Source organism: Methylobacterium indicum, assembly GCF_017347565.1.
Classification (GTDB): Bacteria; Pseudomonadota; Alphaproteobacteria; order Rhizobiales; family Beijerinckiaceae; genus Methylobacterium; species Methylobacterium indicum.
The window spans coordinates 752,282-769,888 of the sequence record NZ_AP024145.1 but is presented as its reverse complement, the minus strand read 5'-3'; the positions used below and the strand labels follow the sequence as shown (position 1 = coordinate 769,888).

The window sequence follows — 17,607 nt, the reverse complement described above, 5'->3', positions numbered from 1 at the left end:
CTCCGTTCAAAGCCCTTCACCCTTCCGGCGCCGCCGCACGGCCGTCACCGCCCCGGGTCGCCACCAGGGCACCGGCCACGATGAGCCCGCAGGCCAGCGCCAGCGACCAGGTCGCCGGGGCGTAGCCGGCCGCGACCAAGATCAGCGTCGAGAGAACGGGCGCGGCGTAGGAGCCGACGCCGAGGAGGCGGATGTCGCCACGCTTCACGCCGATGTCCCAGAGGTAGAACGCCGCCCCGACCGGCCCGAGGCCCAGCGCCGCCACCGCCGCCCATTGCGCCGCGCCCTCAGGCCACACCGTGCGCTCGAAAGCGAGGTGGCAGATCAGGCTCAGGGCCGCGGTGGCGAGGCAGAATCCCGCCACCGCGTCGGTCGGCACCGCGCCGACCCGGCGCGACAGCACCGAGTAGCCCGACCACAGGAAGGCGCAGGCGAGCGCCGCGAGGTAGCCCGGCAGGGCGGCGGCCTCGAAGGAGAGCGAGCCGCGGCCGAGAAACAGCGTCACCACGCCGGCAAGCCCGAGGAGCGCCCCGGCGAGGTGGGCCGCGCGCAGGCCGCCCTCCCCCGGCAGGAGCGCGGAAAACAGAACGATGAGGAGCGGCCAGAGGTAGCTGATGAGCCCGGCCTCCGCCGGCGGGGCGAGGCGGAGCGCGGCGAAGTAGAGCGCGTGGTAGCCGAACAGCCCGACGATCCCGAGGGCCCACACCGAGGGCGGCTGGCGCAGGGACGCGAGCCCCGAGGGCCGCACAATCCAGCTGGCACAGCCGAGGAGGCCGCCGACCAGGAAGGTCATCGCGGCGAGCTGGAACGGCGGCACCGCGCCCGAGGCCGCGGTGAAGAGCGCGAGCAGCGACCAGAGCAGGATGGCGCCGGAACCGATCAGGGTGGCGGTGCGGGTCGTCATGGGCGGACTCGTCGGCGGGATCATGCCGCTGGGGAAGGCGGGGGACAGTCCTATCACGCCGGGCCCGCCGGCTCAGCGAGAAAAAGCTGGCCTGCGGCCTCTTCGAAAACCCGCTATGACATTCGCCCGAGCGGAGGAACCATCCCCTGATCGAACTCGCCCCCGGCCTGATCCACGTCCCGGGCTACCTGGATGCCGACGCGCAGGCCGCGCTCGCCGCGGAACTGGCGGAGGTTTTGCGCGAGGCCCCGGCCTTCACGCCGACGATGCCGCGCACCGGGAAACCGTTCTCGGTCAGGATGACGAATTGCGGCCCTCTCGGCTGGGTCTCCGACCGGGCGGGCTACCGCTACCAAGCGACACACCCGCAGACCGGACGGCCCTGGCCGGCGATGCCGGCGGCGGTGCTGCGGGCCTGGGCCGCCCTCGCCGGCTGCCCGGCCGAGCCCGAGGCCTGCCTCGTCAACCTCTACGCCCCCGGCGCCCGGATGGGGCTGCACCAGGACCGGGACGAGGCGGAATTCGCCGCCCCCGTCCTGTCGCTGTCGCTCGGCGCGACGGCCCTGTTTCGCTACGGCGGCACCGCGCGCTCCGACCCGACCCGCTCGGTGCGTCTCGCCTCCGGTGACGCGATGGTGATCGGCGGACCCTCGCGCCTGATCCTCCACGGGGTCGACCGCATCCTGAGCCCCGCCAGCGACCTTCTCTCTCCCGCGCCGGGGCCGCTCCTCCCCGATTCGGTACCGGCGGGCGGGCGCCTCAACCTGACCTTGCGGCGCGTCTCGGCGATCCGTCGCGCTTGACAGAGCGGCGCGCGCGGCAGAGGCATCCGCGCTCGAACCTCCCGCGCGGCCCGCTCCCGGACCGCGCCCTCTCCCGAGCGCCGCCCGATCCCGGGCGGTCGCCCCCGCGAACCCAGAGACGAGTCTGATGTCGACGAGTCCCCTGTCGCTGCGCAGCCTGGCGCTCCTCACCGGCCTGATCGGCCTGCCGGCCGGGGCCTTCGCGGCCGACCCGGTCTATCCGCCCGGCTCGCGCTTCGGCTTCGAGCCGGCGAAGGAGATGGTGGTGTCGCGCCGCTTCACGGGCTTCGAGCGGCAGAGCGGCGGCGCCACGGTCTCGGTGGTCGAGCTGCCGGCGCAGGCCTACAAGGATCTCGCCACCAACTTCACCGACGAGAACCTGAAGAGCCAGGGCCTCGTGGTGAAGACCCGCGAGACGCTCAAGCTGGCCGACGGGCGCGAGGGGATGCTGGTCACCGGCGAGCAGCCGATCGAGCAGCCCGCGGGCGCGCCGGCCCTGCACAAATGGGTCTTCCTCGTCGCCGATCCGACCGTGACCGGCATCGTCATCGGCCAGACCCTGCCGGGCGCCGAGAGCGACGAGGCGATGCGCGCCATGCTGACGAGCGTGCGGGTCCGCCCGGCCCTGACCATCGACCAGCAGGTCGCGGCCCTGCCCTTCCGGGTCACCGACACGGCGGGCTTCCGGCCGGTGCGGGTGCTCGGCGGCAATTCGGTGCTCTACACCGTCGGGCCGAAGGACCAGATGACCAACCTCGACCAGCCGATCCTGGTGCTGGCCGAGGCGGTGCAGCCGGCTCCGTCCACCGACCAGCGCGACGCCTTCGCGAAGGCCGCGCTGTACTCGAACCAGACGATGAAGGACTTCGCGATCGAGCGCTCGCAGAGCTACCGCCAGAACGGCGCCGACTGGCACGAGATCGTGGCGCGGGCCGTCGACATCCCGTCCGGCACGCCGGTGGTGGTCTCCCAGACCATCCGCTTCCAGCCCGACGGCTATTTCCGCGCCGTCGGCGTGGTGCGCGCCCAGGACCGCGAGACGATGCTGCCGCGCTTCCGCAAGGTGGTGGACACCATCGCGTTCTGAGCCGGTCCCGGAGGCCGGCCCCCCGGGTTTTCTTCGGCCTCGCCGTCACGCCGCGCGGGCGGGGGGACTGCGGACCGGGGCCGCCCCGGCGACGAAGTAGGGCGCCTCGCTGCGCGGCAGCGGCGCCCGGCCGCGGATCCGGTCGGCGATCTTCTCGGCCATCATGATCGTCGGCGCGTTGAGGTTGCCGGTGACGATCAGCGGCATGATCGAGGCGTCGACGACCCGCAGGCCCTCGAGGCCGTGGACCCGGCCCTCCCCGTCCACCACCGCCATCGCGTCCTCGCCCATCTTGCACGAGCAGGAGGGGTGGTAGGCGGTCTCGGCGTGCTCGCGCACGAAGGCGTCGAGCTCGGCGTCGGTCCGTCGCGCCGGCCCGGGGCTGATCTCGCGGCCGCGATAGGGGTCGAGTGCCGGCTGGGCGACGATCTCGCGGGTGAGGCGGATCGCGTCGCGGAACTCGCGCCAATCCTGCTCCGTCGCCATGTAGTTGAACAGGATGCTGGGGTGCTGGCGCGGGTCGCGGGAGGTCAGGCGGATGCGGCCGCGGCTCGGCGAACGCATCGAGCCGACATGGGCCTGGAAGCCGTGCGCCTTGATCGGATTGCTGCCGTTGTAGCTGATCGCCAGCGGCAGGAAGTGGTACTGCAGGTTGGGCCAGGCGAAATCCGGGCTCGAGCGGATGAAGCCGCCGGCCTCGAACTGGTTGCTGGCGCCGATCCCGGTACCGAGAAACAGCCACTGCGCCCCGATGGCCGGCTGGTTCCACGGCCGCAGGGCCGGGGCCAGGGAGACCGGCTTCGTGCATTCGTACTGCACGTAGATCTCGAGGTGGTCCTGGAGGTTCTCGCCGACGCCCGGCAGGTCGAGCACCACCGGCACGTCGAGGCCGCGCAGGAGATCCGCCGGGCCGACCCCGGAGCGCTGGAGGAGCTGGGGCGAGGCGATGGCGCCGGAGCAGACCAGCACCTCGCGGCGCGCCCGCGCCTCGGCCGGCCGCCCGCCCTTCAGGTAGGCGACGCCGCTCGCGCGCCGGCCCTCGAACAGGATCCGGTCGGTGAGCGCCCCGGTGACGATGGTCAGGTTCGGGCGCGCCCGCGCCTGGTCGAGGTAGCCCCGGGCCGTGCTGGAGCGGCGCCCCTTCGGGGTCACGCTCCGGTCCATCGGCCCGAAGCCCTCCTGCTGGTAGCCGTTGAGGTCGGGGGTGCGCGGGAAGCCGGCCTGCACCCCGGCCTCCACCATGGCGGCGAAGAGCGGGTTGCTGCCCGGCTTGGCGGTCGTCACGCTCAGGGGACCGTCGCCGCCGTGATAGGGGTCGGGCCCGATGTCGCGGCTCTCCGCCTTGCGGAAATACGGCAGGCATTCGTCGTAGGACCAGCCCGAAAGGCCCGGCAGCTGGGCCCAGCCGTCGTAGTCGAGGGCGTTGCCGCGGATGTAGCACATGCCGTTGATGAGCGAGGAACCGCCGAGCCCCTTGCCGCGGCCGCATTCCATCCGCCGCCCGTTCATGTGGGGCTCGGGATCGGTGAGATAGGCCCAGTTGTAGCGCCGGCCCTGGAGCGGATAGGCGAGCGCCGCCGGCATCTGGGTGCGGAAGTCGAGCCGGTAATCCGGGCCGCCGGCCTCCAGCAGCAGCACCGTCGTGTCCCGGTCCTCGGTGAGCCGCGTGGCGAGCACGTTGCCGGCGGAGCCGGCGCCGACGATGATGAAGTCGTACTCGGGTGCGTCTGTCTGCGGCATGGTCTCGGATCCGGTCTCGGGGGACGGGCGGCGCGGGTCGGTCGCGGGGACCGGGACGCCGCGCCGCAGCGGCGGGTCGGTGTCGGTTCCTGCGTCAGAACACGGGGGCGAAATCGCCGAGCTCGACCTGGATCGACTTCGTGCGGGTGAAGCGCTCGAGCGATTCGAGGCCGTTCTCGCGGCCGAGGCCCGATTGCTTGTTGCCGCCGACCGGCATCTCGGGGGGCGACTCGCCCCAGGTGTTGATCCAGCAGATGCCCGCCTCGAGCCCGTGGACGATCCGGTGGGCGCGGACGAGGTCGCGGGTGACGACGCCGGCGGCAAGGCCGTACGAGGTGGCGTTGGCCCGGACGAGCACCTCGGCCTCGGTCTCGTAGGCGAGCAGGCACATCACCGGTCCGAAGATCTCCTCGCGCACGATCTCCATGTCGTCGCGGCACTCGGCGAACACGGTCGGCGCCACGTAGGCGCCGGCCGCGAGGGCGCCCTCCGGCGCGTGGCCGCCGACGAGGAGCCGGGCGCCCTGCTCGACGCCCGAGCGGATGAAGCCCAGGACCTTGTCGCGGTGGGCGTGACTCGCCAACGGCCCGAAATTCGTCGCCTCGTCGAGCGGGTCGCCCATGCGGATGCGCGCCACGCGCGCCAGCACCCGCGCGGCGAAAGGCTCCATGAGATGCGCGGGCACGAAGACCCGGGTGCCGTTGGTGCAGACCTGGCCCGAGCTGAAGAAGTTCGCCGCCATCGCGATGTCGGCGGCGCGATCGAGATCGGCGTCGTCGAGAACGATGAGCGGCGACTTGCCGCCGAGTTCCAGCGTCACGTCCTTGAGGGTCGAGCGGGCGGCGCCCGCCATCACCTTGGAGCCGGTGGCGGTGCCGCCGGTGAACGACACCTTGGCGATCGCCGGATGCTCGGTGAGCCAGGTTCCGATCTCGGTGCCCGGGCCCGGCAGGACGCTGAACACGCCCGCCGGCAGGCCGGCCTCGGCGTAGATCTCGGCGAGCGAGAAGGCGGTGAGCGACGTCACCTCGCTCGGCTTGAACAGCATCGCGTTGCCGGCCGCGAGGGCCGGTGCCGACTTCCAGAGCGCGATCTGGATCGGGTAGTTCCAGGCGCCGATGCCGGCGACGAGGCCGAGCGGCTCGCGACGCGTATAGGCGAAGGAGGTCTCCCGCAGGGGGATCTGGCGCCCCTCGATCGCGGCGGCGAGGCCGGCATAATATTCGAGCACGTCGGCGCCGGTGACGATGTCGACGCTGCGCGTCTCGGCGATCGGCTTGCCGGTATCGCGGGTCTCGATCTGGGCGATCTCGTCGTTGTGCGCACGCAACAGGGCGACCGCCCGCATCAGCACCCGGCCGCGCTCGCGCGCCGGGGTGGCGGCCCAGACCGCCTGGCCGGCCCGCGCGGCCTCGATGGCGGCCTCCAGGTCCTCGCGGGTCGTGTGCTCGATCTCGGCCAGCACGCTGCCGTCGGCCGGGTTGATGGCGCGGAAGCTGCGCCGCCCGGCCTCGGCGGCGGGGCGCCCGGCGATGAAGGGACGATGGATCGGAACGGACGACATGGTGGGCGACCTCGGCGGAGGTGGGATGTCGGGACGGCGCGCCGAAACGCGCTCGCGCTGGGGCACCGCGCCGGGGGCGGCGCCGGTGCGGGACGGCGCTCAGGGGTGCTGGAGCAGCCCGCGATAGATCTCGGTGTGGTCGCACAGGCCGGCCAGGCGCCCGAGATCGTCCACGAACACGATCGGGTAGGGCGAGCGCAGGCGCAGGTCGATCGCGGCTCGCAGCGGCAGGTCCACGGGGGCGACCACGAGGCCGGCCGAATTGCCGGCGCCGCTGCCGTCGACGTGGCCGAGGGGCATCTCGCGCCCGCGGACCTGGGCCGAGACCGGGCGCTCGGACCGGTCGACGCGCAGGCGCACCTCGCCGCTTCCGTCGAGCAGAACGGCGTCGCCGTCCCGGCGCAGGGCTGCGGCGGGCGTCATCACCGAGCCGCTGTCGAACACCTCGAGGGGGTTCATGTGCTTGACGAACTCGGCCACGTAGGCGTTGGCCGGGCGCAGCACGATGTCCGAGGGCGTGCCGTACTGGACGACGTGGCCGCCCTCCATGATCGCGATGCGGTTGCCGAGCTTCAGGGCCTCCGACAGGTCGTGGCTGACGAACACGATGGTCTTGTTGAGCCGGCGCTGCAGCTCCAGGAGGTCGTCCTGCAGCTTGTCGCGGATCAGCGGGTCGAGCGCCGAGAACGGCTCGTCCATGAGCAGGATGTCGGCGTCGGTGGCGAAGGCCCGGGCGAGGCCGACGCGCTGCTGCATGCCGCCCGACAGTTCCTGGACCATCTTGTCGGCCCAGGCGTCGAGCCCGACCATCGCGAGCTTCTCGTCGACGACGCGGTTGCGCTCCGCGGCGGGCACGCCGCGCAGTTCGAGCCCGAACCCGACATTGTCGCGCACGCTGCGCCAGGGCAGTAGGCCGAATTGCTGGAAGACCATCGACACGGTGTTGAGCCGCACGTCGCGCAGGGTCGCGCTCCGACAGCGGGTGACGTCGACCGGCTCGCCGCGGTGACGCACCAGCACCGCGCCGCGCGCGACCTTGTTCAGCCCGTTGATCGCCCGCAGCACGGTGGACTTGCCGGACCCCGACAGGCCCATCAGGACGCAGATCTCGCCGGGGCGCACGTCGAGGTTGACCTTGAACGTGCCCATCAGCACGTCGGTGCGCCGGCGGATCTCGTCGCGGGACTTGCCCTCGTCGGAGAGCGCGAGCGCGGCCTTGACGTTGCGCCCGAAGGCGATGTCGACGTCGCGCAGCGCGACGGCGCTCTCCCGCGCGACGTCCTGCGGCGCGGCGCCGGTGGGGGCCGCCGCCGGGGCGGTGGGGGCCGCCGCCGGGGCGGGGGCCGAGAGGGTGCGCATGTCCTGGTCGACGACGGTCATCGGGCAGCCTTCCGTTTGCGTGGCGCCGGACGCTTGCACACCCGGTCGAGGATGACGGCGAGGACCACGATGGCGAGCCCGGCCTCGAAGCCCATCGCGATGTTGACGGTGTTGAGGGCCCGTACGACCGGCTTGCCGAGGCCGTCGGCGCCGACCAGCGCGGCGATGACCACCATCGACAGGCTCAGCATGATGCACTGGGTGATGCCGGCGAGGATGGTCGGCATCGCGCTCGGAAGCTCCACCTTGAACAGCATTTGCGTCCGGGTGGCGCCGTAGGCGAGGGCCGCCTCGCGCAGGCTCGGGGGCACCGAGGCGATGCCGAGCTGGGTCAGGCGGATCGGCGCCGGGAGCGCGAAGATCACCGTCGAGATGATGCCCGGCACCGTGCCGAGGCCGAACAGGACCAGGGTCGGGATCAGGTAGACGAAGGTCGGGATCGTCTGCATCAGGTCGAGCAGCGGCCGGATCGCCTCGTAGAACATCGGCCGGTGCGCCCCCATGATCCCGATCGGCACGCCGATCAGCACGCAGACCGCCGTCGACCAGATCACCAGGGACAGGGTCTCGATCGTGGCCTCCCAGTAGCCGAGATTCACGACGAGCAGCAGCGAGGCGACGATGAACAGGGCGAGGCCGATCGAGCGGTGCAGCAGGTAGGCCCCGAGGGCGAACAGCCCGATCAGCAGCAGCGGCGGCACGGCGGTGAGCCCGTCGGTCAGTCCCTGCACCATCGCGCTCAGGACCGTCGAGACGAAATCGAAGAACGGCTGCGCGTGCGTGTTCAGGAAGTCGACGCAGACCTTGAGCCAGATGCCGAGCGAGATTTTGTGGCTGACGATCCAGTCGTACATGGGGGGCCTGCCCGCTTCGTGGGATGACGGGGGCCCGCCGGGCACCGCCGGCAGGCTCGGGGGCGCGGCGGAGGACGACGCCCCCGCCGCAGGGCGTCAGTTGAGCCCGAGGCTCGCGCGGACCGCCGGCAGGGCGGGCTTGCCGTCGAGGGTCTCGACGCCGTCGAGCCAGTGCGCCCAGGTCTTCGGATTGGCCTTCAGCCAGGCGTCGGCGGCCTTCTCGGCGGGCAACCCGTCGAACAGGATCGAGCCCATCACCACGTTCTCGGTCGGCAGGTCGAAGGTCAGATTCTTGAAGAACTTGTAGAGGTTCGGGCACTGCTCGCCGTAGCCGGCGCGCAGGTTGGTGAAGATCTCGGCCCCGCCGTAGTTCGGGCCGAAGGTGTCGTCGCCGCCCGACAGGTAGCGCATCTTGAACTTGGTGTTCATCGGGTGGGGCTCCCAGCCGAGGAACAGGATCGGTTCCTTGCGCTGGACGGCCCGCTCGACCTGGGCGAGCATGCCCTGCTCGCTCGATTCGACGAGATCGAAGCTGCCCAGCCCGTACTTGTTGTCCTTGATGATCCCGAGGATCGTCCGGTTGCCGTCGTTGCCCGGCTCGATCCCGTAGATCTTGCCCTTGAGCTGGCGCTTGAATTTCTGGATATCGTCGAAGCTCTTGAGACCCTGGTCGTACAGGTACTCGGGCACCGCGAAGGTGTATTTGGCGCCGGTCAGGTTCGGCCCGAGCACCTCGATCTCCTTCTTGTCGAGGTAGGGCTTCCGGTCGGCCTCCATCGTCGGCATCCAGTTGCCGAGGAACACGTCGATGTTCTTGGCACCGAGCGACGCATAGGTCACAGGGACCGAGAGGATCTGGCTCTTGGGCGCGTAACCCATGCCGGTCAGCACCCGGGAGGCGAGTGCCGTCGTCGCCGTGATGTCGGTCCAGCCGACATCGGCGAAGCGCACCGCCTTGCAGGAAGCCGGATCGGCCGCCGCCGCCGGCGTGGCCAACAATGACGCGCCCAGGAGCGCACGAGCCAGGACAGTTCGCATGACACCTCCCACCACACCCAGGCCGCGCCACCCGTCGGCCGAACCCGTTGAACACCCATTCAATACACAGACTGGCGTAAAGTCACGCAAATTTTTTCAACAATCCATGCTGCTTTGCGCGCCGTTCGCGCCGGATATTGTGCGTCGCAGCACGTTGATCGAAGTCCATGGGGGTATAGGGCCGGTACGGTCGGCGGGGCGACCCGGCGGACCGGCCTTGCCGTCGAGAATGCTTTGAATGATCATTCAACCGGCTGACGGCGGTGTGGCCACCCACGGGGCGAGGGGCGGATGAATCGACAGGAGACCCTGCAGAGCTTCGAGGCGGTCCGGCGCCGCCACCTCATCGAGGCGACGATCGAGACCCTGGCGGAGGTCGGCTTCAAGGCCGCCTCGCTGAGCGAGATCGCGCGGCGGGCCAACGTCTCGACCGGCCTCTTCGCCCACTACTTCGGCGACAAGGACGGGTTGCTCGAGGCGACGCTGCGCTTCATGGCCGCCCGCCTCGCCCGGGCCACGGCGGCACGGCTGGCGGAGGCCGCAACCCGGCGCGACCGGCTGTTCGCGGTCGGCGACGCGGCGCTCGCCGACGAGGAGTTCGACCGGCGCACCAGCGCCGTCTGGCTCGCCTTCTGGGGCCAGATCACGCATTCGAGGCGCTTCCAGCGGGTGCAGCACGTCTACCAGCGGCGCATGGTCACCAACCTGAGCCACGCCCTGCGCGGCCTGGTGCCGGAGGATTGCGTGGCGACCTACGCGACGATGATCTCGGCGATGATCGACGGACTCTGGCTGCGCTCCCACGTCGCCGCGGGCGGCGACGGAAGCGACGGCGACGCCGCGCAGGCGCGCCGCACGGTGCACGCCCTCATCGACGGCCTGCTGGCCGGCGCCTCGCCGCGGCCCGAGGCGGCGGCGCCGTCGATCCGGGTCTCCCGCCCCGCGGACGCCGCGCCCCCCATCCGCCACCTCAGCCCCGCGACCGGGGAGGAGATGGCGTGCTTCTCCCCGGCGCGCGCGGCCGAGATCGACCGCGCGGTCGAGGACGCGGTACGGAGCCTTGCCGCCTGGAAGGCCCTCGGCGCGCCCGGCCGGGGACGGGTCCTGCGGCGTTGCGCCGAGAGATTGCGGGCGGAGGGCGCGGACCTCGCCCGCCTCGAGAGCCGCGAGACGGGCCGTCCGCTCCGCCACACCGCGGGCCCCGACCTCGCCGACGCGCTGACCCTGCTGGAGCGGGCGGCCGCCCTCGCCGAGGGGAGCGCGACGACCTGGACCGATCTCGGCGAGGGCCGGGTCGCCCGCCTGCGGCGCGGGCCCGCGGGCGCGGTCGGCGCCGTTCTGCACTGGAGCGCGCCGATGGTGGGCCTGTGCGCGCGGGCCGGCACGCTCGCCCGCGGCAACGCCCTCGTCGTCTGCGCCGATCGCCGCGCCACGCGCACGCTTGCCCGCCTCGCCGCGCTCCTCGTCGGCGCGGGCTTTCCCGAGGGCGTGCTCACGGTCCTGCCGGGCGATGCCGAGAGCGCGCAACTCCTGCGCGCCCATCCGGGCCTTCTCGGAGAGCGGGACGCGGCGGGCGGCCTCGATCTCGGCGCCGGGATCGGGGCCCGCAAGGCCGGCACGATCGTGCTGCCGGGGGCCGATCCCGCCCGCGTCGCCGCGGCGATCCTCGCCGGCGGCCGGAGCTGGACCGGATCCTCCTTCGCGAGCCAGTCGCGCCTCTACGTCCAGACCGAGGCGCTGCCGGGCCTCCTGGACGCCCTGCAGGCCGGGGCGGCCGGCCTGCATCCCGGCGACCCGCTCGACATGGCGACCGCGATCGGACCCCTGGTGTCGCCGGAGCACCGGGCCGGCCTCGAGGCGGCCCTCGACGCCGACCTGGCGGCCGGTGCGAGGCTGGCGACCGCCGGGCCTGCCGGCTCGGGCTGGCCCGCCGTCCTGGTGCTCGATCGCTGCACGGAGGAGATGCGGCTCGTGCGCGGCCACGCCTTCGCGGCCGTCGTGGCACCGATCCCCTTCGACGACGAGCGCGGGCTTGCCGCCCGCCTCGCACGGGGACAGGGGATGGACGGCCCGACGGCGTTCGGCCTCTTCTGCGGCGATCCCGGACGGGCCTGGCGCCTCGCCGATGCCCTCGACGCGGATCTCTGCGTGATCAACGACGACGCGCCGAACCGGGACGGCCGGGGCGCGGCGGCCATCGACCCGCCGGCCGCGGGACGGGAACAAGATCGTGCGATGCGCGTTATCGGCCCTGGCCCCGGCAACGTGGAATGAACCCAGCCGGGGCGCCGCGATGCCGCGACGAGGACGATACCGCCCTCGCGCGAGGTGATGGACTGGCCGCTCCGGGCGTTTTTCCGACGCCGGCCTGTCGAAAGGCCGCTTCGGACGGGCGCCCAGCGTCGAATACCGAATACCCCGCTTAACTTTGCGTTATTTGACTTTATTTACTGACGTAATGAACGGCGTATAGCAGCACATCAGATATTCTAAACTTGTTCTAATTAAGAATCCCGACGAAAGCTCGACAACGATACCCTCCCCGATTCCGATTGTGGCAGGATTACATCATCTTGCCGTACGTCAATCTTAATCCGGGTTGAACGCGTGACAGGATGCCGCTGCTGCGGAACAAATGAAGTGCTCAAGGTGCGTTCTTTGGTGCAGACAAAGAGCCGCGGAGCCAAACACCACGCCAGTCCCTGCGCGCCGACCCCGCGCGAACGCTGTGCTGTTTTCCTCCAGCATCTGGACAATCCGATGTCGATTCGCCTCGCGCTGCTGTCCCTTTCCCTTACCCTGACCCTTCCGACCCTGGGGCATGCGGCCGACGCGCCGGTGCCGAAGCAGGCCCCGGCGGTGGTGCCGACGCTGCCGGCGGTGGACCCGCAGATGGTCTCTGCGGCCTTCGGCTTCCGCTTCGTGTCCGACTACAACTCGCGCGGCATCTCGCAGACCAACCGCCATCCCGGCGCGCAGGGCTACCTCGAGTTCCAGATGCTCGACGGGCTGTTCTACACCGGCATTTCGGGCGAGCAGGTCGACCTGCCGAACCGGCCCTCGATGGAGATGGATTTCTCCGCCGGCATCCGGCCGACCTTCGGCGCCTGGTCGTTCGATCTGGGCTACGTGTTCTACAACTACCCCGGCGAGCGCGCCCTGATCGGCCCCGACGGCACGATCTACACCGCCAACAACGCCGATTACTACGAGTTCGTCGGCAAGGCCGCGTACGCGGTGAACGATGCCCTGACGCTCGGCGTCAACGTCTACCATGCGCCGAGCTACTTCGGCACGCACGCCCCGGGCACCTACGTCTCCGGCATCGCCAAGTACACGATCCCCGAGGGCACCTTCGGCATGCTGCCGAGCGGCCTCCTGCTCTCGGCCGAGGTCGGCCAGTACTTCCTGGGCACGACGAAGGCCTCCTTCGGCGTGTTCAAACTGCCCGACTACACCTACGGCAACGTCGGCATCGCCTACACCTACAAGAACTTCACCGTCGACCTGCGCTATCACAACACCAGCCTGACGAAGAGCGAGTGCGGCCTGCTCACCGCGGATCCGCGCAGCATCTTCAACGGCACGTTCCGCTCCAACTGGTGCGGCCAGGCGGTGGTCGCGACGGTGTCGGTCGACGTCACCTCGAAGGATCCGGGCATCTTCTCCGGCCAGGAGACCCTGGCGCCGTCGGTGCCGGCGCGCACCAGCGACGCGGAAGGGCCGGCGGTGCGCTGACCGGACGCCTCGTCCTCGCGGACGGGGCGCGAAGGTCCGGTGTTGCCAGAATCCGGCCCTCGCAGGCTGGATCGGCGGTGAACGCAGGTGTCGCGGCGGCACGCCGATGTTGCCGCTTGACGCTGGGGCGTCACCGATCTGTAATTCTCGCGGGTTCGACAAGAAGACCCGCGAGGATCCAGGCCCATGCCCCATCCGAGACGGCGGATCCTCGCGGCCCTGGTCGGCATCGCGCTCCTGCCGGGGCCGGCGGTGGCGGAGACCGTCCGGCTCGCCGCGCTCTACCCGCAGGACGGCCGCCGGGCGATGGCCGCGCCGGATTTCGCCCGCTTCCCGGGCGCCGGCATCCTGTTCTGCCGCGACGCGGGCGGCGTGCCGAAGCGGGCGGCGGCGGCCTGGCTGATCGCCGGGCCGCGGGTGGTGATGTTGAACGCCCACAATTTCCGCAGCCGGCGCCTCGAAGTCACCCGCGCGGTGGCCGATTGCTTCTTCCAGATCGCCGGCCGCAACTACGATTTCGAGCCCGAGAGCCTGCATCTCGGGGTGCAGCCCGGGGCGAGCGCACTCCACATCACCGACGACTGGGCCCTCCTCGCCCTGCGCGAGCCGGTGACGGCCGCCGCCGCGCAGCCGCTCCCGGACGAAGCGGACCGGCTGCCCACCGGCGGCGAGACGATCCCGGTGACGATGGTCTCCCCGGCCGGTCACGAGAATTTCGGCAGCGCGACCAGCCTCGAGACCTGCGCCATCCGGCAGATCGACCGGCCGGGCGAGGACGGGATCCGCATGGCCCGGCACGATTGCAACAACGGCTATGGCGGTTCGGGATCCGGCCTGTTCGACGCGGCCGGGCACCTGATCGCGATGCACAGCGCCTCGCTGTCGATGAATTCCCGCCGCAGCTATGACGGCGAGTTCCATTACGGCTCGGCCCTGATGCTCGAAGGCCCGCTCCTCGACGCCTTGCGCGAGGCGGCGGCCCGGACCCGTTAGGAGCGGGGTCTCAGCCCGGCCCGATCAGTCCGGGCACGATCGTGCCGTTCGGGCCGAACCGCTCCTGCGCCAGGCGGCAGCTCGCCGACGGGTCCTTCTGGTAGGCCTGGGTGTAGGTCGCGGAGCGGATCAGCGCCTCGCCGTGCGACAAGGCCGCCAGATCGGTTCCGAGCCGTTCGACGACCTCCTTGAAGCGGGCGTAGTCCGGCTTCGTGCCGGGGCAGGATTCGACCACGAACCGGACCAGACCGGACAGCTTGATCGCATCGTTGCTGACCGTGCCGGCGACGGCGGGTCCCGGGGCTTCGGCGGACAGCGCCGGGGTGAACCACAGGGCGGAAGCGAGCCCCAGGGCGACGAGGGTGGTGCGCATCGGGATATCCTCGGGGAGGGATCGGGTCAGCGGGGAGCCGGGGGGCTCGCGGGACGGCGGTCGTCCGCCCCGTTCTCGTCGCGGTCCGGTCCGCCCTGCGCCGCGTAGCGCTCCCGGAGCCGGTCGAGGGCCGTGGCGTGGTCGGCGCCGGCACTGCGCAGGTTGACGTAATGCTGGCACAGGGCGCCGTAGAGCTGCCGGCGCCCGGTCGGGGCCGCGACCGCGGTGAGGCCGGAGATCAGGATTGCGGGCTCGGGGGCGCCCGCGATCATGCGGATGACCTGCGCCGTGCGGTTGGCGATCATCCGCTCGTCCTCGATGAAGTGCGGCCGTGCCTGGTCCAAGGCCGCCTTCAGGGCGGAGACCGCCGCGTCCCCGGCCGGCACCGGATGTCCGGCGGCGCGGGCGGCGAGCCACAGGGCGGGATCGGTCCGGTCGTCGGCCCCCAGCCATTCGGAACGGGCCGCGTCGGCGCTGCGAACGACGACCGGCGGAGCCTCTTCGCGAGCCGGCTCGTCGCCGCAGCCGGCAAGCGGCAGGAGGATGGCGGGCGGCAGGAGGGCGGCGAGCGCCGCGCGGAGGGGGACCGCCACCGCGTGCCTCACCGGAGCGCGACCGCGAGGCCGCGGGGACCGTCGGCCAGGGGCAGCCGCGCCAGTTCCCGCCGCGCCTGTGGGTCGATGAAGGACAGGTCGCCCGAGAACCAGTTGGCGACGGCGACGCGGCCGTCCGCCAGAGCCAACACGCCCTCTGGGTAGCGTCCGACCGAAACGTCGCCGAGGGGCGCGAGGCCGTCCGCCGCGATCACCGCGACGGCGCCGGCATGCTGGCGGCTCACCACCACGAAGCGGCCGTCGGCCGTGACGGCGACGCCGTAGGGCATCGCCCCGACCGTGACGGTGGAAAGCGTCGTCAGCGTCCCGGTCTCGATCACCGTGACGTCGCCGCTGCGCACGTTGGCGACGTAGAGGCGCGCATCGTCCGGGCTCAGGGCGAGCGCGAAGGGCCCCTCGCCGGCCGACGCGGTGCCGACCTCGCGCATGGCGGCGGTATCGATCACGACGACCCGCCGGTGCTCGCGGTCGGCGACGTAGAGCCGCCCGCCTGTACGGTCGAGGACGAGGCCGGCGGGATCGGGCACCGGTACCGCCGGGCCCATGGCCTCGCCGGTGCGGGGGTCGCGCCGCACCACCTCGCCCCGGCGCCAGTCGCCGACATAGAGCGCCGCGCCGTCGGGCGCCGCCGCGATGCCGAAGGGCGAGCCCGGCTGGTCGAGGCGGGCGACGACGCGGGCCGCCGGCCCGTCGATCACCGTGATCGCCCGGTGATCCGGGTGAGTGACGTAGACCCGTCCCCCGGGCCCGGTCGCGAGCCCGGCGGGTCCCGGCCCGACGGGAATCGTGCCGACCACCCGCATCGTCGCGGGATCGACCCGCGACACCACCCCGGCTTCCTGGCCCGCGACGTAGAGGTCGCCCGCGAGGGCGGCCCGGATGCCGCCCGCCAGGGCGCCGTGCGCGCAGACCAGGACGGCGAGGAGACGGAGTCCCCTCACCGGACGGCCCCGGCCTTGGTCCCCGCCCCGTTCCCCTCCACCTTCGCCTTCAGGCCGGCGAGGCCGGTCTCGAAATACGCCTTCATCGCCGCCCGGCCGGCCGCGTCGCTCAGCTCCTCCGGCGGCTCGTTGCCGGTGTCGCCGCGATAGAACCGGCCGAACCACGCCACCTTGCTGCCCGTGCCGTCCGGCGTCACCGTCAAGGTGGCGGAATAGGACGAGACCGGGAGCGCCTTCAGGTCGGGATCGTCGAGGCGGTAGGAGTAGCTGCGCTGGGCCGCGTCGTACTCGTCGAGGCTCTCGTGCAGGATGCCGCCGTTCTTGAGCGTCAGGGTCCGGGTGTCGCCGTTCTTGGTACCGGTCCCGGTGCTCTTGCCGCTCGCGACCAGGGGGTTCCAGGCGGCGACGTCCCCGAACCGGCCGGCGACGGCCCAGACCGCGTCGGGGGACGCCGCGATGGTGACGTCGGCCTCGATCTTCTGCGGGGTCGGCCCGTGGGCCAGCGCCGAGGACAGGCCGGCCCCGACCATCAGCAGGACGAGGGCGGCGCGGCGGGGCGGGAGGGCTAAATGACGACGCATGTCTACGCTCCGTGACGAAGGCGGGAGACGGCCCCGCCCAGGCGCGCACGCCACGGCAGGAGACCGAACAGGACGAGGAGGAGGGCGAGCGCCGCGGCGCCGAGCCAAGGGCGCAGGTCGAGGAGGACGGGCCGCGGCCGCGTCGTCGCCACCGCCGTGAGGGCGGCGGCCAGCCCCGCGGGATCGTCGAGTGGCACGTAGGCAAGGCCGGTCTCGGCGGCGAGGCCGCGCAGGTAGGTCTCGCGCACGCTCGACAGGTGCTCGGTGCCCCGGGGCGCCACGCCGCCGAAGGGGGCGTTGCGCGGGTTGTAGCCCTCGCGCGTCTCGGCGCCCGGGGGCGGCGGACCGAACCGGTTCTCGTGCGGCACGTCCTCGGGGCCGTAGAACCCGATCTCCCGGCCGCGGTCGTCGTAGCGGGGGATCGGCGCCAGGGCGTGGCCGCCCGCGCCGACGATCAGCCCGCGCACCGCGCCGGGCTTGCCCTCGAAGGCGGGCCCGCCGCGAGCCGGCAGCGGCGGCGCCTCGTGGCCGTCGGTGACGAAGACGAGGTCGCTGCCGAGTTCGCCCGCGAGCGCGATGGCCCGGAAGAGCCCGGCGGCGATCCGGCTGTCCCCCTCCCAGCCCATGCGCCAGTCGAGGCCGGCGATCGCCCCGTCGAGGGCCGCGAAGTCGGCGCAGGTGTCGATCGGCTCGAACAGCAGGAAGGTGCGCCGCTCGGCGAACAGGCCGAGCCCGAGGCGGGAGCCGCAGGGCAGGTTGGCGGCGAGCGCCCGCAGGGCGGCCTTGGTCTTGTCGAGCCGGCTCACCGGCTTGCCGTCGAGATGCTCGTCGCGGGTGTTCATGCTGCCGGTGATGTCGACCACCACCACCGCCTCGACGCGCTGCCCCGTCACCGGCAGCCGCGGCGCCGCGAGGGTGAGGAGCGTGAGGCCGAGCGCGCCCGCGAGCAGCCGCCCGCGGGCATCGCCGAGAAGGCGCCGCACGGCACCGGGAAACG

General features: G+C 72.1%; 16 protein-coding genes. 5 read left to right on the top strand and 11 right to left on the bottom strand.

What is annotated here, in order from left to right:
- Nucleotides 1-16: 16 nt before the first annotated feature.
- Nucleotides 17-904, bottom strand: coding sequence for an aromatic amino acid exporter YddG (gene yddG / locus miv_RS03520; RefSeq protein WP_207181454.1), 888 nt, complete (start codon nt 902-904; stop codon nt 17-19).
- Between the two features lie 146 nt (nt 905-1,050).
- On the opposite strand from yddG, the gene miv_RS03515 reads away from it, so the two are divergent.
- Together miv_RS03515 and miv_RS03510 are read left to right on the top strand one after the other, a co-directional pair.
- Nucleotides 1,051-1,707, top strand: a complete 657-nt coding sequence (locus miv_RS03515; RefSeq protein ID WP_207183377.1) for an alpha-ketoglutarate-dependent dioxygenase AlkB — start codon at nt 1,051-1,053, stop codon at nt 1,705-1,707.
- A 127-nt stretch (nt 1,708-1,834) separates the two neighbouring features.
- Nucleotides 1,835-2,794 (top strand): hypothetical protein, encoded by a 960-nt coding sequence (locus miv_RS03510; RefSeq protein WP_244276333.1) that lies wholly within the window; start codon nt 1,835-1,837, stop codon nt 2,792-2,794.
- A 45-nt stretch (nt 2,795-2,839) separates the two neighbouring features.
- Here miv_RS03510 and betA read toward each other — a convergent pair whose 3' ends face one another.
- The 5 genes from betA to miv_RS03485 form a co-directional block, all read right to left on the bottom strand.
- Nucleotides 2,840-4,534 (bottom strand): choline dehydrogenase, encoded by a 1,695-nt coding sequence (gene betA, locus miv_RS03505; protein WP_207181452.1) that lies wholly within the window; start codon nt 4,532-4,534, stop codon nt 2,840-2,842.
- Nucleotides 4,535-4,628: 94 nt separating this feature from the next.
- Complete coding sequence (betB, locus tag miv_RS03500; protein ID WP_207181446.1) at nt 4,629-6,098, bottom strand: betaine-aldehyde dehydrogenase; 1,470 nt, start codon at nt 6,096-6,098, stop codon at nt 4,629-4,631.
- A 99-nt stretch (nt 6,099-6,197) separates the two neighbouring features.
- Nucleotides 6,198-7,478, bottom strand: coding sequence for a choline ABC transporter ATP-binding protein (gene choV / locus miv_RS03495; RefSeq protein WP_244748851.1), 1,281 nt, complete (start codon nt 7,476-7,478; stop codon nt 6,198-6,200).
- Complete coding sequence (gene choW / locus miv_RS03490; RefSeq protein WP_048430935.1) at nt 7,475-8,332, bottom strand: choline ABC transporter permease subunit; 858 nt, start codon at nt 8,330-8,332, stop codon at nt 7,475-7,477. The genes choV and choW overlap by 4 nt, the downstream gene beginning before the upstream one ends.
- A 96-nt stretch (nt 8,333-8,428) precedes the next feature.
- Nucleotides 8,429-9,370 carry a choline ABC transporter substrate-binding protein gene (locus tag miv_RS03485; protein WP_048430934.1) on the bottom strand — a complete coding sequence of 314 codons (942 nt, stop codon included), beginning with the start codon at nt 9,368-9,370 and terminating at the stop codon, nt 8,429-8,431.
- A 291-nt stretch (nt 9,371-9,661) separates the two neighbouring features.
- Here miv_RS03485 and betI point away from each other — a divergent pair, with 291 nt between their 5' ends.
- The 3 genes from betI (at nt 9,662) to miv_RS03470 (ending at nt 14,101) form a co-directional block, all read left to right on the top strand.
- The gene (betI, locus tag miv_RS03480) at nt 9,662-11,644 is read left to right on the top strand and encodes a transcriptional regulator BetI (RefSeq protein ID WP_207181443.1); all 1,983 of its coding nucleotides are present in this window, start codon (nt 9,662-9,664) and stop codon (nt 11,642-11,644) included.
- Between the two features lie 486 nt (nt 11,645-12,130).
- Entirely contained in the window at nt 12,131-13,108 is a 978-nt protein-coding gene (locus miv_RS03475) for a TorF family putative porin (protein ID WP_053221129.1), read from the top strand.
- A gap of 186 nt (nt 13,109-13,294) precedes the next feature.
- Nucleotides 13,295-14,101 (top strand): trypsin-like peptidase domain-containing protein, encoded by an 807-nt coding sequence (locus tag miv_RS03470; protein WP_207181442.1) that lies wholly within the window; start codon nt 13,295-13,297, stop codon nt 14,099-14,101.
- A gap of 10 nt (nt 14,102-14,111) precedes the next feature.
- On the opposite strand, the gene miv_RS03465 is transcribed toward miv_RS03470, so the two are convergent.
- Genes miv_RS03465 through miv_RS03445 form a run of 5 tightly spaced genes read right to left on the bottom strand, consistent with a single transcriptional unit; the run spans nt 14,112 to nt 17,593 of the window.
- Complete coding sequence (locus miv_RS03465; protein ID WP_207181439.1) at nt 14,112-14,474, bottom strand: hypothetical protein; 363 nt, start codon at nt 14,472-14,474, stop codon at nt 14,112-14,114.
- A gap of 26 nt (nt 14,475-14,500) precedes the next feature.
- On the bottom strand, nt 14,501-15,067 hold the full coding sequence (locus tag miv_RS03460) for a hypothetical protein (RefSeq protein ID WP_207181437.1): 567 nt from the start codon (nt 15,065-15,067) through the stop codon (nt 14,501-14,503).
- An 8-nt stretch (nt 15,068-15,075) separates the two neighbouring features.
- Nucleotides 15,076-16,029, bottom strand: a complete 954-nt coding sequence (locus tag miv_RS03455) for a YncE family protein (RefSeq protein WP_244748849.1) — start codon at nt 16,027-16,029, stop codon at nt 15,076-15,078.
- Nucleotides 16,026-16,610, bottom strand: a complete 585-nt coding sequence (locus miv_RS03450; RefSeq protein WP_207181435.1) for an SRPBCC family protein — start codon at nt 16,608-16,610, stop codon at nt 16,026-16,028. Before miv_RS03450 ends, miv_RS03455 begins: the two co-directional genes overlap by 4 nt.
- Before the next feature lie 2 nt (nt 16,611-16,612).
- Nucleotides 16,613-17,593, bottom strand: a complete 981-nt coding sequence (locus tag miv_RS03445; protein ID WP_244748847.1) for a VWA domain-containing protein — start codon at nt 17,591-17,593, stop codon at nt 16,613-16,615.
- Nucleotides 17,594-17,607 lie beyond the last annotated feature (14 nt).